We start from the raw sequence: 15,320 nt of genomic DNA, 5'->3' as shown, positions 1-15,320 counted from the left end.
ACATGCGGAGCACCGGGCAGCCTACGCCGCCTTCTGCGCCTCCCCGTAGGGATCGAACCGCCCATAGAAGGTCTCGCCCTGCTCGGCCATCTCCCTTAACAGCGGCGTTGGCTTGAAGTGGTCGCCATGGTCCTTGGCGAGCTTCTTGCAAAGCTCGACGAAGCCTTTTGCTCCCATGCCGTCGATGTAGGACAGCGCTCCACCGGTGAAGGGCGCAAAGCCGAAGCCAAGGATGGAGCCGACGTCGGCCTCGCGCGGGTCGGTTACGATGCCTTCCTCCACGGTCCGAGCCGCTTCCAGCGCGATCGTCACGAGAAAGCGCTGCTTCAGCACCTCGACGTCGATATTTCCGGCATCCTTCTGCGGATAAAGCTCCTTGAGGCCCGGCCAGAGATATTTCTTGGCCGGCTTGGCCGGATACTCATAAAAGCCCTTGCCGTTCTTGCGCCCCCGGCGGTCGAGGACGCCGACCATCTTATCGATCAGCGCCATATGCTCGGGATCGACGGCTTCTTCGCCGAGATCGGCGACGGTCGCCTTCAGGATCTTCTGGCTGAGATCGATCGCCACCTCGTCATTGAGCGAGAGTGGTCCGACCGGCATGCCGGCCATCTTGGCGGCGTTCTCGATCATCGCCGGCGGAATGCCCTCGATCAGCATGTCATAGGCTTCGTGGATATAGCGGAAGACGCAGCGGTTGACGTAGAAGCCGCGCGTGTCGTTGACGACGATAGGTGTCTTCTTGACCGCCGCGACATAGTCGAGGGCCGTGGCAAGCGCTCGCTCGCCGGTCTCCTTCCCGAGGATGACTTCCGTCAGCATCATCTTCTCGACGGGCGAGAAGAAGTGAATGCCGATGAACTGATCCGGCCGCCTGGAGTTCTGAGCGAGGCCGGTGATCGGCAAGGTCGACGTGTTGGATGCGAAGATCGCATCCTCGGCGATCACCGCCTCCACCTTTTCGATCACCTCCTTCTTCACCTGCCGGTCCTCGAATACCGCCTCGATGACGAGACCTGCATCCGAAAGGTCGTCGTAGACGGCCGACGGCGTAATGCGGGAAAGCAGCGCTTCGCCTTCTTCCTTGGTCAGGCGGCCCTTACCGATCGAGTCCTTGACCAGCCCCGCCGAATGCGCCTTTCCCTTCTCGGCCGCTTCCATGTCGCGATCGATGAGGGTGACGGGAATTCCGGCAGCGGCCGTGACATAGGCGATGGAGGCGCCCATGAAGCCGGCGCCGACGACGCCGACCTTTTTCAGTTCCGCCTTCGGCACGCCAGCCGGGCGGCGCGCGCCCTTGCCAAGTTCCTGCATCGAGATGAACAGCGAGCGGATCATCGAGAAGGCTTCGGTCGTCTGCAGCACCTCGGTGAAGTAGCGCTGCTCGATCTTGAGGGCCGTATCGAAGGGAACCTGCAGGCCCTCATAGACGCATTTCAGGATGGCGATGGCGCCCGGATAATTGCCATAGGTTTCGCGCCGCAGGATGGCGGAAGCGGCCGGCCAGAGCTGCGCGGAGGCGGGCGTCCAGATGCCACCGCCGGGAAGCTTGAAGCCCTTCTCGTCCCATGGCTGTACCGGCTTCAGACCGTTCTTGATCATCGCCTTGGCAGCATCGATCAGCTTGTCCGGATCGACAGCCTCGTGCACGAGGCCCATGGCCTTGGCGCGCGCGGCGGTCAGCGACGAGCCGGTGGTCATCATCTGCAGCGCGTCCTGGGTATTGGTGAGCCGCGGCACGCGCTGCGTCCCGCCGGCCCCAGGGAAGATGCCGACCTTGACCTCGGGCAGCGCGATCTTCACCGCCTTCGAATTGGAAGCGATGCGGCCGTGGCAGGCGAGCGACAGCTCGAAGGCGCCGCCCATGCAAGTGCCGTTGATCGCCGACACCCAAGGCTTGCCGCAGGTTTCGAGCTTGCGGAAGAGTCTGCTCAGGCGGCCGACGAGATCGAAGAGCTTCTGTGCGGCGTGGGCCGGATCTTTCGCTTTCTCCTCGGCCTGAAGCGTGAACATCGACTTGATCATCGAGAGATCGGCACCGCCGGAGAAGGAGGGCTTGCCGGAAGTGATGACGACGCCCTTGATAGCCGGGTCCGCAGCCGTCTCATCGATGATTGCGTCCAGTTCCTCCATCACCTCCGGGGTAATGACGTTCATCGACTTCTCGGGCATGTCCCAGGTGACGAGCGCGATGCCGTCGGCGTCGGTTTCGATCTTGAAGTTCGTGTAAGACATTCTTTCTCTCCCAGGATCAGAAGCGTTCGATGATCGTTGCCGTGCCCATGCCGGCGCCAATGCAGAGCGTGACCAAAGCGGTGTTGAGGTCGCGGCGCTCGAGCTCGTCGAGCACCGTGCCGAGGATCATCGCGCCGGTAGCGCCGAGCGGATGGCCCATGGCGATCGCGCCGCCATTGACGTTGATCTGGTCGTGCGGAATGTCGAAGGCTTGCATATAGCGCAGAACGACGGCCGCAAAGGCCTCGTTGAGTTCGAAGAGGTCGATGTCGGACAGCTCCATGTCGGCGCGCTTCAGGAGCTTTTCAGTCACGTCCACCGGACCGGTCAGCATCAGTGCCGGATCGGAGCCGACATTGGCGAAGGCGCGGATCCGGGCCCGCGGTTTGACCCCCATGGATTCGCCGCCGGCCTTCGAGCCGATGAGCACCGCTGCGGCGCCATCGACGATGCCGGAGGAATTGCCGGCGTGGTGCACATAATTGATCCGCTCGATCTCGGGATGCGCCTGGATGGCGACGGCCTCGAAACCGCCCATCTCGGCGGGCATCTGGAAGGAAGGATTGAGCGAGGCGAGCGACTGCATGTCGGTGCCAGGGCGCATATGCTCGTCTCGGTCGAGAATGGTCAGGCCGTTCTGGTCCTTGACGGCGATGACCGAGTCCTTGAAGTAACCGTTGTCCCAGGCATGTGCCGCGCGCTTCTGGCTCTCGACCGCGTAGGCGTCGACGTCATCGCGGGAGAAGCCATATTTGGTGGCGATCAGGTCGGCCGAGACACCCTGCGGCATGAAATAGGCCGGCAGGTTGACGGAGGGATCCATGAACCAGGCGCCGCCGGACATGCCGAGCCCCACGCGCGACATCGACTCGACGCCTCCGGCGATGACGATTTCGTCCGCCCCCTGGGCGATCTTGGCGGCACCGACATTGACCGCATCGAGACCGGAGGCGCAGAAGCGGGAAATCTGCATGCCGGGCGCTCGCGTCGAGTAGCGGGCCTCGAAGGCTGCCGCCTTCGGGATTACCGCGCCCGCGTCCATCACCGGATCGACGCAGCCCATAATGACGTCGTCGACGGTCGACGTGTCGAGTCCATTGCGGTCGCGCACGGCCTCGAGCACCTTGGCGGCAAGGCGAACGGAGGGAACCTCATGCAGCGCACCGTCCTTCTTGCCCCGGCCGCGCGGCGTGCGCACGTGGTCGTATACGAAGACTCTCGTCATCTCTTGATCTCCCGTTCGGCGGCACTCCTGGCGCCGGCATGTGAATATCGGAGCGGGATGCGGGCGGAAAACCGCTGCAGAATTCTCCCCATCCAACTCCAGCTTGAAATCAGAATGCGGCGGCGTCCAGAGCCATCATCGTGTCGGCGCCGGTTTCGATGCGGGCTTTGCGAAGTGCCGTTTCCGGCATGATGCGTTCCATGAAGAACCTTGCCGTGATCAGCTTGTTCCTGAGAAAATCGGCATTGGCGGTCTCTCCCGCGGAGAGTTTCTCCTCCGCCGTCTTCGCGATCTTCGCCCACATATAGCCAAGGACGACGAGGCCGAAGAGGTGCATGTAATCGGTCGAGCCGGCGCCGGCATTGTCGGGCTTGGCCATGGCGTTCTGCATGAACCACATGGTTGCCGCCTGCAGGTCGTTGAGCCCCTTCTTCAAGGCCCTGGTGTGGCCGGAGAGCCGTTCGTCGTTGCGGTTGTCTTCGCAGAAATCGCCGATTTCCTTGAACATGGCCATGACCGCGCGGCCGCCGTTCATGGCGAGCTTGCGGCCCACAAGGTCGAGCGCCTGGATACCGTTCGCCCCTTCATAGATCATGGAGATACGGGCGTCGCGCACGTGTTGGCTCATACCATGCTCTTCGATATAGCCGTGGCCTCCGAAGACCTGCTGTGCCATGACAGCATGCTCGAAACCCTTGTCGGTCATGACGCCCTTGAGGATCGGCGTCATCAGGCCGAGGATATCGTCGGCGGCCTGGCGTTCCGCCTCATTCTCGGAGCGGTGGGCGATGTCGGATTTCAGCGCCGTCCAGAGCGTAAAGGCGCGGCCGGCTTCGTTGAAGGCCTTGATCGTCATCAGCGTTCTGCGAATGTCGGGGTGAACGATGATCGGATCGGCCTTCTTGTCCGGCGCCTTGGCACCGGAGAGGGAGCGGCCCTGCAGGCGTTCGCGGGCGTATTCGGCGGCATTCTGATAGGCGACCTCGGCGATCGAAAGACCCTGCATGCCGACGCCGAGGCGGGCCTCGTTCATCATCACGAACATGGCATTGAGGCCCTTGTTTTCCGTGCCGAGCAGATAGCCGGTAGCCTCGTCGTAGTTCATGACACAGGTGGCGTTCCCGTGAATGCCCATCTTGTGCTCGATCGCGCCGCAGGAGACGCCGTTGCGCTCGCCGGGATCGCCGTTCCGGTTCAGCTTGAACTTCGGTACGATGAAGAGCGAGATCCCCTTGACGCCTTCCGGAGCCCCCTCGATTCGCGCCAGCACGAGATGGATGATGTTCTCCGACATGTCGTGTTCGCCTGCGGAGATGAAGATCTTCTGGCCGGAAATCCTGTAGCTGCCGTCGCCGTTCGGTACGGCCTTGGTCCGCAGCAGCCCGAGGTCGGTGCCGCAATGCGGCTCCGTTAGATTCATCGTTCCCGTCCAGCGCCCCTCGACAAGCTTCGGCAGATAGGTCCGCTTCTGCTCGTCCGAGCCATGCGCCAGGATGGCGGCGATCGCGCCCTGCGTCAGACCGGGATACATCATCAGCGACATATTGGCAGAGGACATGAATTCGCCGACGGCCGTATGCAGCGTGTAAGGCAGGCCCTGTCCGCCGAACTCCTCCGGCGCCGCTAAGCCGAGCCAGCCGCCCTCGCGGTAGCGTTCATAGGCTTGCCTGAAGCCTTTCGGCACGGTGACAGATCCGTCCTCATGTCGCTCGCAGCCCTCCTGGTCGCCGGAAAGGTTGATCGGGAAAAGAACTTCCTCGGAAAGCTTTGCAGCTTCGCCGACGATCGCTGACAACATGTCTGGTGTCGCGTCCGCAAAGCCCGGCAGATTGTGGTAGCGTTCAATTCCGAGTACCTCGTTGAGGATGAACAGGGTGTCTTCAACCGGAGCCTTGTAGATGGGCATTCTTTCCTCGCCTTGATGTCCCTTCGGGCCGCCTGCGCGGCTGCCGATGTCTGTAGTTTCGAGCGCAGCCGGCGCTTAGGTGCCGCAACGATGCAAGGATGGTACAAAATTTTGACGTTTGCGTAAACGTCAAAATTGGTTGTTCATGTAAGTTTCATCCCATGCGCATTTGCTGCGCTGAAGTGGGCTCACGGTCCCAGCGTCCTGATGAAACGTTAAAAAATCGCAACGCTTAACGGCTTGTTTACCACGTTTACTGAATTGTGGGCTTTGAGATGGCCAGAGCTGCAAACGGCACGAATCGCGTCGTTGTGGCTTTGCCGGATCGGCTGAGCCGCTGAGGAGAGAGGGCATCGTTCCTTCCCTGGGCGGTTTCGATGATGGTCGACGACAGGGGCGAAGAGAGATGAACGGATCGCGATCCAATCCCCAGAGAATGGGCAGCCCGTCCCATAGCGACAGGACGTCGCTCGACGCCCTCAACCGAACCATCGAAGGCCTCGAGGCGCGCATCGAAGGCCTGATGAGCAGCGTCAGCCGTGAGTCGCGCCAGCCAGAGCAGCGCCACTCCGAACGACAGAGACCGACGGCAGACAGCGCCGTCTCCGAAATTCTCGAACGACAGCGCTCGCTAAGCGCCGGTCGCGAGCGCCCATCGCTGCGCGAACGTATCTCGGCGCGCGAGCCCGAGCGCTCCGCCCCGCCTCGCTCCACCCCGCCTCGCTCCACGGAAGAGCCGCGCTACTTCTCTCCGCAACCGGCGCCCGCTGCGCCGGCGCGGGCCTCCGCGGCAGCCGATATTGCCGAGGCGCTCGTGGGTCTCCGCCTGGACCTCAAACGCGACATTGGCGATGGGCTCGCGCGCGAGCTCACGGCTCTCCGCTCCGAGATCAGCAGCATCAAGGCCGAGGCGGCCAAAGACCGAGGCCTTGCCGCCGATATCCGGACCGACATGCAGCGTTTGGCCGAATGCATCAATGAACTCGGCCGGCACACGCCCTCGGCTCAGGCGGATGCCCTGCGGGTCGAGTTCGATGAGCTTCGGGCAATGCTCGACGGTCTGGCCCGCGAAGACAGCATGCGCCGCATGGAAAACCGCTGGGGCGGCGTCGAGGACCGACTGAACGCCTTCGATCGCAATCGCGACGATGAGCTGCTGGCTTTGGCTTACCGTCTCGACGAGCTCAAGGCGCAGATCGGTTCCCTGAGCAAGGGAGTTTCGACCGATGCCCTGGAAGACAAGCTCATTGCCGTGGCCCAGGCGGTCGAGATGCTTGGACGCCAGATGCAGCCGGACGACCGGCGCCTCGCTACGCAATTTGCCGAATTCGATGCACGGCTCGATGAAATCAGCCGGGCGATTGCGGTGAACGGCCGCACTGCCGGCGGCATCGATGCTGCTTTCGTCAATCGGCTCGAAGGGCGGCTTGGCGACCTTTCCCGCCAGATCGACAATCTCTCCCGTCCGTCCGACGCTGACCTCGGTACGAGGATCGAGGCTCTCGCCCAGCGAGTCGAGGATCTGGCAAGCGAGAAGGCCGCGGTCCGGCTCGAGGAGCGCCTTGACCACCTTTCGACGCTGCTCGAACGCAACCAGTACAATGCCGCGCCTGACCTCATCGACTACCTCGCCGACATCTCGCGAAAGATCGAGGCTCTGGACCAGGGTAGCGTCAACGATGCGCTGGCGACACGGCTCGATTACCTTGGCCGCCTCATCGAGGAACTGGACACGCAGGTCGACAGGCCCGCGAATGATACTCGCTTCGACCGTATCGAGGACCGTCTTGCCGATATTGCGCAGCGCCTGGAGGAGACGCAGGCAGCCCCCTTCGACGATCGCGAGGCGCTGCGAAATCTGGAGGCGCAGATCAGCCACCTCTCGACGCTGGTCAGTCAACCACACCAGGTACCCGCTAACACCGCCCCGGGCCACTTCGAAGATCGCATGCATGCGCTTGAAGATTACCTTGCGACCAGCGATGAATACATCATCGAAGCGGCGCGACAGGCCGCCGAAGCGGTGATGGAGGCCTATTCCAAAAACGCGCCGACGCAAACGGCGTCGGGCCGCGACATGGCGGCAATCTCTGCCCTTGCCGAGGACCTTCGCGCGCTCGAGGAAATTGCCCGTTCGAGCGAAGAACGGACGGCGCGGACCTTCGAGGCGCTGCATGAGACGCTCGTGCACATCGCGGAAAAGCTGGAGCGCCTTGAAGAGCGGGAGCCGTCCGACTTGCGCAACGCGCCGGCGGTGGCCAAAGCCCTGCAGCCTGCATTCGACAATGCCTACCCTCCGGCCGATTTCGATGATGGCCGTGTCGGGCTGGAGCGCCATGAGCCGGTGGACGCCGCCGCCGCCGGTGCGTTTGGAGCCGATGCGCTTTCCGTGGACATCTCGACCGTTGAACGGACGGAGCCGACGGCGGAGGCGCAGCATGGAAAGCCCGGCCTGCTTGCTGGCCTGACCCGGCGCTTCTCCGCCAAGCGGAGATCGGCCGTAGCGGCCCCGGAGCGACAGATGGTGGAGCCGGCCCCGCCGATCGATGCCGCTGAAATGCTTGCTCCCGACGAAGCCAACCAACTGCTGGAACCGGGCTCCGGCGTGCCGGACGTAAAGAAGATACTCGAGCGTGTCCGCGCCGGTCAAATGGCGCGTGGTGGCCAGCAGGCCGCCCTTGGCGACAAGGCCGATTTCATTGCTGCCGCGCGCCGCGCGGCCCAGCTTGCCGTCGAGGAGACCGACGCGCTGAACCGGAAGGATAACAAGGCGCCCTCTGCCATCAGCAGCGCATTTGCCCGCCATCGCCGCCCAATCCTGATGGCGGTCGGCGCCGTGCTCCTGGCGATCATGTCCTATCCGCTTGTCAGCACGGTGCTGAAGGGCAGGGATGCGCCGCGCGTCCAGCCAGTTGCCGCGATCGAGCAACCGAAGATGAGCCAGCCGGCGGCAGCTGCACCAGCCGCGAAACCGACGATTGAAGGTGCCGCGGCGCCGAGGGGCGCTGCAGCGCCGGAAGCGCCCGCAAAGGCACCCTCTCCCGAAATCGGGAACAAGAGTGATGAACATGCCGACGCAGGGGGCGCGACCGAGGCGCCGCTGTTTCAAGCGGCCGTCGAGCCGACAGGCCCCGCTTCCGCTTTCGAGCCCTCCGCAAAAGGGGTAGCCAATCATTCGGCTCCGATACAGGCAAAGCTGAGCGAGATCGTCCTGCCCGCGGGTTTTGGTCCGCCGGCGCTCGTCACCGCTGCCAAGGGCGGTGATCCGCTGGCATATTATGAGATCGGTACGCGTTTCACGGAGGGGCGCGGCGTCAAGGAAGATTTGGCCGAGGCCGCGAAGTGGTATCAACGCGCCGCCGACGCTGGCGTCGTGCCAGCCGAATACCGGCTTGCCAATCTTTATGAGAAAGGTTCGGGAGTCGCACGCGATGCGTCCAAGGCCAAGGCTTTGTACCTGAAGGCTGCGGAAGCCGGCAATGCGAGTGCGATCCATAATCTCGCGGTGCTGCTGGCGAGCGGCCGCGACGGCGCCCCGGATTTTGCAGGAGCGGCCAAGTGGTTCGAAAAGGCTGCGAATTTCGGCGTCCGCGACAGCCAATTCAACCTCGCGGTGCTCTTCGCTCGCGGCAATGGCGTCGCCCAGAACCTCGAGGAGTCATACAAGTGGTTCGCCATCGCTGCGCGCGATGGCGACAAGGACGCAGCCGAGAAGCGTGACGAGATCGCCAAGGCGATGACGCCGGAGACACTTTCGAGCGCCAGGGCCAAGGCCGATGCCTGGAAGGCGCAGCCGGTCGATGCCGGTGCGAATACGGTTGAGGTCCCCGACGCCTGGGTCGGTCCCTCGACCAAGACAGCTTCGGTCGATATGACGAAGGCGGTGCGCAACATCCAAGCGATCCTCAACAACAACGGCTTCGATGCCGGTCCTGCCGACGGCCAGATGGGCAAGAGGACGGTTGCCGCGATCAAAGCCTTCCAGAAGTCGATCGGCCACGAGCCGACGGGAGAGGTTACCGACGCGCTGGTGCAGGAGCTTCTGAAGCGCAATTCCTGACGCGGCCGCTCCGTCGGAGCGCCGCAAGAAAGCCGCAGATCGGCGCGATAGCGGAATGAGGAAAGGTGCGCGCGGTTTTAGGCCCGTATGGCCGCTGGCTTCCCGGAATCGAACGCGTTCATGATTTTCGCTCGATCCGACCTAAAATCATCGTGATCTAGAGCGCACGACATGGAAGTTTGCGGCGCCATGTGCCTGAAATGGTTGACAGCTCCGGCTGCGGAGCGCATGACGAAGGGTGCAGTCCGCTGTCTCCGGAAGACGGGCGGATTGCCGCTACATCCCTGCTCGTGGTGAACCCTGACCACTTTGAAGCATCGCGCCGCGCGCCTTAAACGAGCGTGTGAGGAGAAAATTGAAGCATGCACAATTCCTAAATCGGTTTCGGGCTAGGAGTTGTGAAGTTGCAGTGCGTCCGCAGCCGCGGGCTATTGGTACATCGAGGTTTCGGCCGTGACGGTCTATCTGCCCATTGCGGAATTGTCGGTGAATATCTTCATCATTCTCGGCATGGGCGCGGCCGTCGGATTTCTGTCCGGTATGTTTGGCGTGGGCGGGGGTTTCCTGATCACGCCGCTCTTGATCTTCTACAACATTCCCCCGGTCGTCGCGGTGGCGACTGGAGCGAACCAGGTGGTGGCGTCGTCGATCTCCGGTGCCATCACCCATTTCCGCCGCGGCACGATCGACGTCAAGCTTGGAACGGTGCTGCTCGGCGGCGGCCTTGTGGGCGCCAGTGTCGGCGTGTGGCTGTTCTCGATCCTGCGCAGAATGGGGCAGCTCGATCTGACGATCTCGCTGCTCTATGTCGTACTGCTCGGCTCCGTCGGTGGCTTGATGCTGTGGGAAAGCATCGGTGCCATGCGCAAAGCCGCGAAAAACCTGCCAACGGCACTGCGCCGGCCCGGCCAGCACATCTGGATCCACGGGCTGCCGATGAAGATGCGCTTCAAGAAGTCGAAGATCTATCTAAGCGTTATTCCCGTCGCCGCGCTTGGCTTCTTCATCGGCATGCTGACCTCGATCATGGGCGTCGGCGGCGGCTTCATCATGGTTCCGGCGATGATCTATCTGCTGCGAATCCCAACCAGCGTCGTCGTCGGCACATCGCTTTTCCAGATCGTCTTCGTCTCCGCCTATACCGTGATCGTCCAGGCGTCGACGAACTATACGGTCGATATCGTGCTCGCCTTCGTGCTGATGATTGCCGGTGTCATCGGTGCGCAATATGGCGTGCGCGTCGGCCAGCGGCTGCGCGGCGAACAGTTGCGGGCCCTTCTGGCGCTGCTCGTGCTCGCGGTCGGCATTCGCCTCGCGGTCGAACTCGTCATTCCTCCCGAGGATATCTATTCGGTCGTATCGGCGGGGTTCGGCTATTGATGCTCGCGCGCGCCCGCCACTTCCTCCTCATCCTGTTACTGGCTGCCGCTGCGCCGGCCTCGGCGCAGACGCTGGAGCGGCAGGTCACGCACTTCCCCGAAAAGCTTGAGATCGGCATCTCGACCGACGAGATCTCCATCACCTCGGACTTCCGCGGGGCGGACCTGACGATCTTCGGCGCCATCGACGGCTTCGACGCCAATCTGCTTGCGCAGGGCAAATACAACATCATCGTCACGCTCGAAGGCCCGAAGGACAACGCGACCGTGCGCAAGAAGGAGCGGGTCTTCGGCATCTGGGTCAATACCCAGTCGATGACCTTCGAGCTCGTGCCTGAAGCCTATTCATTGTCGAGCACGCGCGACATCGCGACGATCGCGCCGCCGCGGGACATCGCCAATATGGGTATTGGCGTCGATCATATGCGCCTGGTGCCGCTTGGATTCTTTGGCGACGGCAGCAATCTCGGCGAGTTCCGCAACGCCTTCCGCCGCATCCGGGAACAAAACGGCGTCTACCAACGCGATCCGGGTGGGGTGCAGTTCATAAGTTCGAGCCTGTTCAAGGCCTCCGTCCGGCTGCCGGCAAACGTGCCGAACGGAGTTCACATCGTGCGCGCCTATCTTTTCCGGGACGGGCTTTTTGTCGCTGCGAAAGCTCTGCCGCTGAGGGTCATCAAGACCGGGCTCGAACAGGCGATCACCCGGGCAGCGCACGAGCAGCCGGTCATCTATGGCCTCTTCGCCGTCACCCTGGCGGTCATCACCGGCTGGGGCGCGAGCCTGCTCTTCCGCAAGGATTAGATTCTGACTCTGCAGTGCCGTGCCCCGTCAGTAGGCTCCGGCGGTCTTTTCAGCTTCGTAGCGATCGTGAGGCCCGGCCGTAGCCTTCGCCTCACCGATCAGCCAGCTTCCGAGACGATTGACGGGTTGACTTGCGCGCTCAGGCTGGACCAACCAATAACCTCGCTCCGGAACCTCGAGAGTGGCGCCGACGGGCACCAGGAGACCTGACGACATGTGGTCGTCCACGAGGCCCTTCCACCCGAGTGCTATGCCCTGGCCGCCGACTGCAGCCTGCACCACGAGCGAATATGTGTTGAAGCTGAGGTCGACATGTCCCGACTGAGCATCTCTGACCGCCTTGAAATGCGACAGATATGTAGTCCATTCGAACCAGGGCGAGGGCGACGAACTTTCGAGATGGATCAGGGTTGATTTTGCCAGCGACGCGGCATCTTCGAACGGGCCGCTTTTTTCCGCATAGCCAGGGGTACACACGGGGGTGACCGCTTCCGGCAAGAGCAGGATCGCGTCATCGCCGAAATCGCGCTGCGCGCCGAAAGCGACTGCTATGTCGCTTTCTTTTAAAACCTCCCGCTGGAGCCTTTGGGTCGCGACGATCTGGATGTCCAGCTCGGGATACAGTAGCCGGAAAGCATGCATTCGAGGCATCAGCCAGAGTGAAGCGAAGGCGTAATCCGTGAGCAATCGAATAGTCGACCGTTCCCGGTCCGAGCGAAAAGCACGAACGGCATCATCGATTTCGTCGACTGCCCTCTTGGCGATGTCATAAAGCCTTAGGCCCGCGGGCGTGAGTTCGACGCCTCGGTGCACGCGGGTCAGCAGTTCCACCCCGATCTGCTCTTCTATACGTCGAATTTGATAACTGATCGCCGGCTGCGAGATTTTCAGCGCAGCTGCAGCGGACGTCAGGTTGCCGCGCCGCGCCACCTCCACAAATAGCCGCATCCAACCCAGATCAACCGCTCGCTGTCTCATAGAAAAACCTTATGGTGGAAATCAAGAAAACCAGACTTCACAGGGCTTTAAAATAGCCGCACGAATATGGAAATCAAATAGCAGCGGGAGACATTCAGTGTCGCGGCACAATATTCTGATCCTGATGGTCGACCAGCTTAACGGAACTCTGTTTCCCGATGGCCCCGCCGATTTTCTCCACGCGCCTCACTTGAAGGCGTTGACCGAGCGCTCGGTCCGCTTCGTCAATACCTACACCGCCAGTCCGCTTTGCGCTCCGGGACGCGCATCCTTCATGTCCGGCCAACTCCCGAGCCGCACGCGCGTCTACGACAACGCGGCCGAATTCGCCTCGGACATACCAACCTATGCGCACCATCTCAGAGCGGCGGGATACCAGACCTGCCTCTCGGGAAAAATGCACTTCGTCGGGCCCGATCAGCTGCATGGCTTCGAAGAGCGGCTGACGACGGATATCTATCCGGCGGATTTCGGCTGGACCCCGGACTACCGCAAACCGGGGGAGCGCATCGACTGGTGGTATCATAATCTCGGCTCCGTCACGGGTGCCGGGGTTGCCGAGATCACCAACCAGATGGAATATGACGACGAGGTCGCTTACCACGCAACCCGCAAGCTTTATGATCTTGCGCGCGGAAATGACGATCGGCCATGGAGCCTCACGGTCAGCTTCACGCATCCCCACGATCCCTATGTCGCGCGCAAGCGGTTCTGGGATCTCTATGAAGCTTGTCCGGCACTTGACCCGAAAGTCGGGCCCATTCCTTTTGAGCAGCAGGACCCGCACGCGCAGCGCCTCTTGGAATCCTGCGACCACCGGTCTTTCGACATTTCAGAAGATGACGTAAGGCGCGCCCGGCGCGGGTATTTTGCCAGTATCTCCTACGTGGACGAGAAGATCGGAGAGCTTCTCGATGTGCTCGAGCGGACCGGCATGGCCGAGAATACCGCCATACTGTTCCTATCCGACCATGGCGACATGCTCGGAGAACGCGGTCTCTGGTTCAAGATGAGCTTCTTCGAAGGCTCGGCCCGCGTGCCGCTGATGATCTCGGCGCCCGGCTGGAAGGCCGGTAGGGTAGACGTGCCGGTATCAACGCTCGACGTCACGCCCACGATCGCCTCCATCGCGGGCTTGGACATCGCTTCGATCCGTCCGTGGACCGATGGTGTAGATCTCGCGCCGCTAGTGCATGGGGAAGCCGACCGGGGTCCCGTGCCGATGGAATACGCCGCGGAGGGTTCGGAGGCGCCGCTCGTTGGATTGCGAATGGGGCCTTACAAACTGACGCTCTGCGAAAAGGACCCGCCGCTCTTGTTCGACATCGACTCCGACCCGCATGAATTGAGGAATCTTGCGCAGGATAAGGCGTACAAGGAAGTCCTGGCCGGCATGGCCGCCGAAGCGAACAAGCGCTGGGATCTCGCCGCGTTCGACGCCGCAGTGCGTGAAAGCCAGGCGCGCCGATGGGTGGTCTATACTGCCTTGCGCAACGGCGCCTATTATCCTTGGGAGTTCGAGCCGCTGCAGAAGGCGTCCGAGCGATACATGCGCAACCACATGGACCTCAACGTGCTCGAGGAGAAACAGCGCTACCCTAGAGGAGTAACCGACAAGACTGAACGGCGGTAACAAGCAGCTGCAGTCGCGCCGTTTTCTTTTGTCCTCTTCCGGTTTAAGCAAGCACGAGAAGGTTCGACCGGTGATTTGAACGGGAAGACGACGAGGAATTGCCAGAGGTGGTTCCCGGAAAGCAGAGGAAGCCCCATGAAGCCGATTTTCGTCCAGCTGCAATGCGCCCCAGGCAAGACCTATGAAGTGGCCGACGAGATCTACCGCAAGGAGATCGTCTCGGAGATGTATTCGACAAGCGGCGACTACGATCTGCTCTTGAAGATCTATGTGGAAGAAGGTCAGGACGTCGGCAAATTCATCAACGACAACATCGCCAGCGTGCCCGGCATTTCCCGATCGCTGACGACGCTGACCTTCAACGCCTTTTGAAATCTAGCCAATGAGATTGGCGAAGCGCACCGAGTAGATCCGATCGCGCCCCATCATGTGGGCGACGAGGTGTTGGCGATCGAAGAGGCCGCTCATTGCGCGGTGCCTAAGGTCCAGCCCGCCCGTAGTGACGCCGAAGGCGGGCATCAGGAGCCGTCTGCCGTCCGTCGCGAAACAAGCGCGGCGCACGGACCTTTCCCGGCGCCGGACGGTTGCCGAAGGGTGCAGATGACCGGCAATCTCGCCGAGGTCGTCCGTGAGGGATGGCTCGTGCCGGAAGACGAGTCCCCCGTGGCGCAGTTCATCCAGGGAGACGCCGGGCAGTCCGAATGCGCCGTCCGGGTCGTGGTTGCCGTTTATCCAGATCCAGTCGCGGCCGTGCGCCATCGAGCAGATCATCTGTCGAAAGCTTTCCGGCATCGCCGCCGAACCCTTGCGGTCGTGGAAGTTGTCGCCGAGACTGATGACAGTCTTGGGATCGTGGCGCGCGAGGATCGCCTCGAGGATCCGTAGCGTCGCCAAGGTGTCGTAGGGCGGCAGCATCATGCCGCGGCGGGCAAAGGCGGACCCCTTTTCAAGGTGCAGGTCGGAAACGACCACCGTTCGGCTTTCGGGCAGATAGAGGCCACCCAACGTGTCGCAGATCGCGGCCACGCCGTTGATCGCCGTACGCGCCTCGAAGAAGGCGCTCGCCGGGGCCGATGTCGCATGGACGAGCCGATGCATCC

General features: G+C 62.3%; 10 protein-coding genes. 5 read left to right on the top strand and 5 right to left on the bottom strand.

What is annotated here, in order from left to right:
• Nucleotides 1-21: 21 nt before the first annotated feature.
• The 3 genes from J2Z31_RS10990 to J2Z31_RS10980 all read right to left on the bottom strand — a co-directional run bounded on the left by J2Z31_RS10990 (nucleotide 22) and on the right by J2Z31_RS10980 (nucleotide 5,366).
• Nucleotides 22-2,235, bottom strand: coding sequence for an FAD-dependent oxidoreductase (locus J2Z31_RS10990; RefSeq protein ID WP_209601921.1), 2,214 nt, complete (start codon nucleotides 2,233-2,235; stop codon nucleotides 22-24).
• Nucleotides 2,236-2,251: 16 nt separating this feature from the next.
• Nucleotides 2,252-3,460: an acetyl-CoA C-acetyltransferase gene (locus J2Z31_RS10985; RefSeq protein ID WP_209601920.1), complete on the bottom strand. Its 1,209-nt coding sequence runs from the start codon at nucleotides 3,458-3,460 to the stop codon at nucleotides 2,252-2,254.
• A gap of 109 nt (nucleotides 3,461-3,569) precedes the next feature.
• Complete coding sequence (locus tag J2Z31_RS10980) at nucleotides 3,570-5,366, bottom strand: acyl-CoA dehydrogenase C-terminal domain-containing protein (protein WP_209601919.1); 1,797 nt, start codon at nucleotides 5,364-5,366, stop codon at nucleotides 3,570-3,572.
• Nucleotides 5,367-5,772: 406 nt separating this feature from the next.
• Between J2Z31_RS10980 and J2Z31_RS10975 the strand changes: the two genes are divergently transcribed.
• The 3 genes from J2Z31_RS10975 (at nucleotide 5,773) to J2Z31_RS10965 (ending at nucleotide 11,609) form a co-directional block, all read left to right on the top strand.
• Complete coding sequence (locus tag J2Z31_RS10975) at nucleotides 5,773-9,426, top strand: peptidoglycan-binding protein (protein WP_209601918.1); 3,654 nt, start codon at nucleotides 5,773-5,775, stop codon at nucleotides 9,424-9,426.
• A 453-nt stretch (nucleotides 9,427-9,879) separates the two neighbouring features.
• The gene (locus J2Z31_RS10970) at nucleotides 9,880-10,806 is read left to right on the top strand and encodes a sulfite exporter TauE/SafE family protein (RefSeq protein WP_209601917.1); all 927 of its coding nucleotides are present in this window, start codon (nucleotides 9,880-9,882) and stop codon (nucleotides 10,804-10,806) included.
• A complete protein-coding gene (locus J2Z31_RS10965; RefSeq protein WP_209601916.1) occupies nucleotides 10,806-11,609 on the top strand; it encodes a TIGR02186 family protein in 804 nt (267 codons plus the stop codon). The genes J2Z31_RS10970 and J2Z31_RS10965 overlap by 1 nt, the downstream gene beginning before the upstream one ends.
• A 27-nt stretch (nucleotides 11,610-11,636) precedes the next feature.
• Here J2Z31_RS10965 and J2Z31_RS10960 read toward each other — a convergent pair whose 3' ends face one another.
• Nucleotides 11,637-12,587 carry a choline sulfate utilization transcriptional regulator gene (locus J2Z31_RS10960; protein ID WP_209601915.1) on the bottom strand — a complete coding sequence of 317 codons (951 nt, stop codon included), beginning with the start codon at nucleotides 12,585-12,587 and terminating at the stop codon, nucleotides 11,637-11,639.
• A 97-nt stretch (nucleotides 12,588-12,684) separates the two neighbouring features.
• Between J2Z31_RS10960 and betC the strand changes: the two genes are divergently transcribed.
• Both betC and J2Z31_RS10950 read left to right on the top strand, forming a co-directional pair.
• Nucleotides 12,685-14,220, top strand: coding sequence for a choline-sulfatase (betC, locus tag J2Z31_RS10955; RefSeq protein ID WP_209601914.1), 1,536 nt, complete (start codon nucleotides 12,685-12,687; stop codon nucleotides 14,218-14,220).
• Nucleotides 14,221-14,355: 135 nt separating this feature from the next.
• A complete protein-coding gene (locus tag J2Z31_RS10950) occupies nucleotides 14,356-14,592 on the top strand; it encodes an Lrp/AsnC ligand binding domain-containing protein (RefSeq protein ID WP_034859316.1) in 237 nt (78 codons plus the stop codon).
• Between the two features lie 3 nt (nucleotides 14,593-14,595).
• Here the strand turns inward: J2Z31_RS10950 and pdeM are convergent, their stop codons facing one another.
• Nucleotides 14,596-15,318, bottom strand: coding sequence for a ligase-associated DNA damage response endonuclease PdeM (pdeM, locus tag J2Z31_RS10945; protein WP_209601913.1), 723 nt, complete (start codon nucleotides 15,316-15,318; stop codon nucleotides 14,596-14,598).
• Nucleotides 15,319-15,320 lie beyond the last annotated feature (2 nt).

This window comes from Sinorhizobium kostiense (assembly GCF_017874595.1).
Classification (GTDB): Bacteria; Pseudomonadota; Alphaproteobacteria; order Rhizobiales; family Rhizobiaceae; genus Sinorhizobium; species Sinorhizobium kostiense.
Note: the sequence above shows the minus strand (reverse complement) of the source record. Positions and strands in the feature narration are given on the sequence as shown.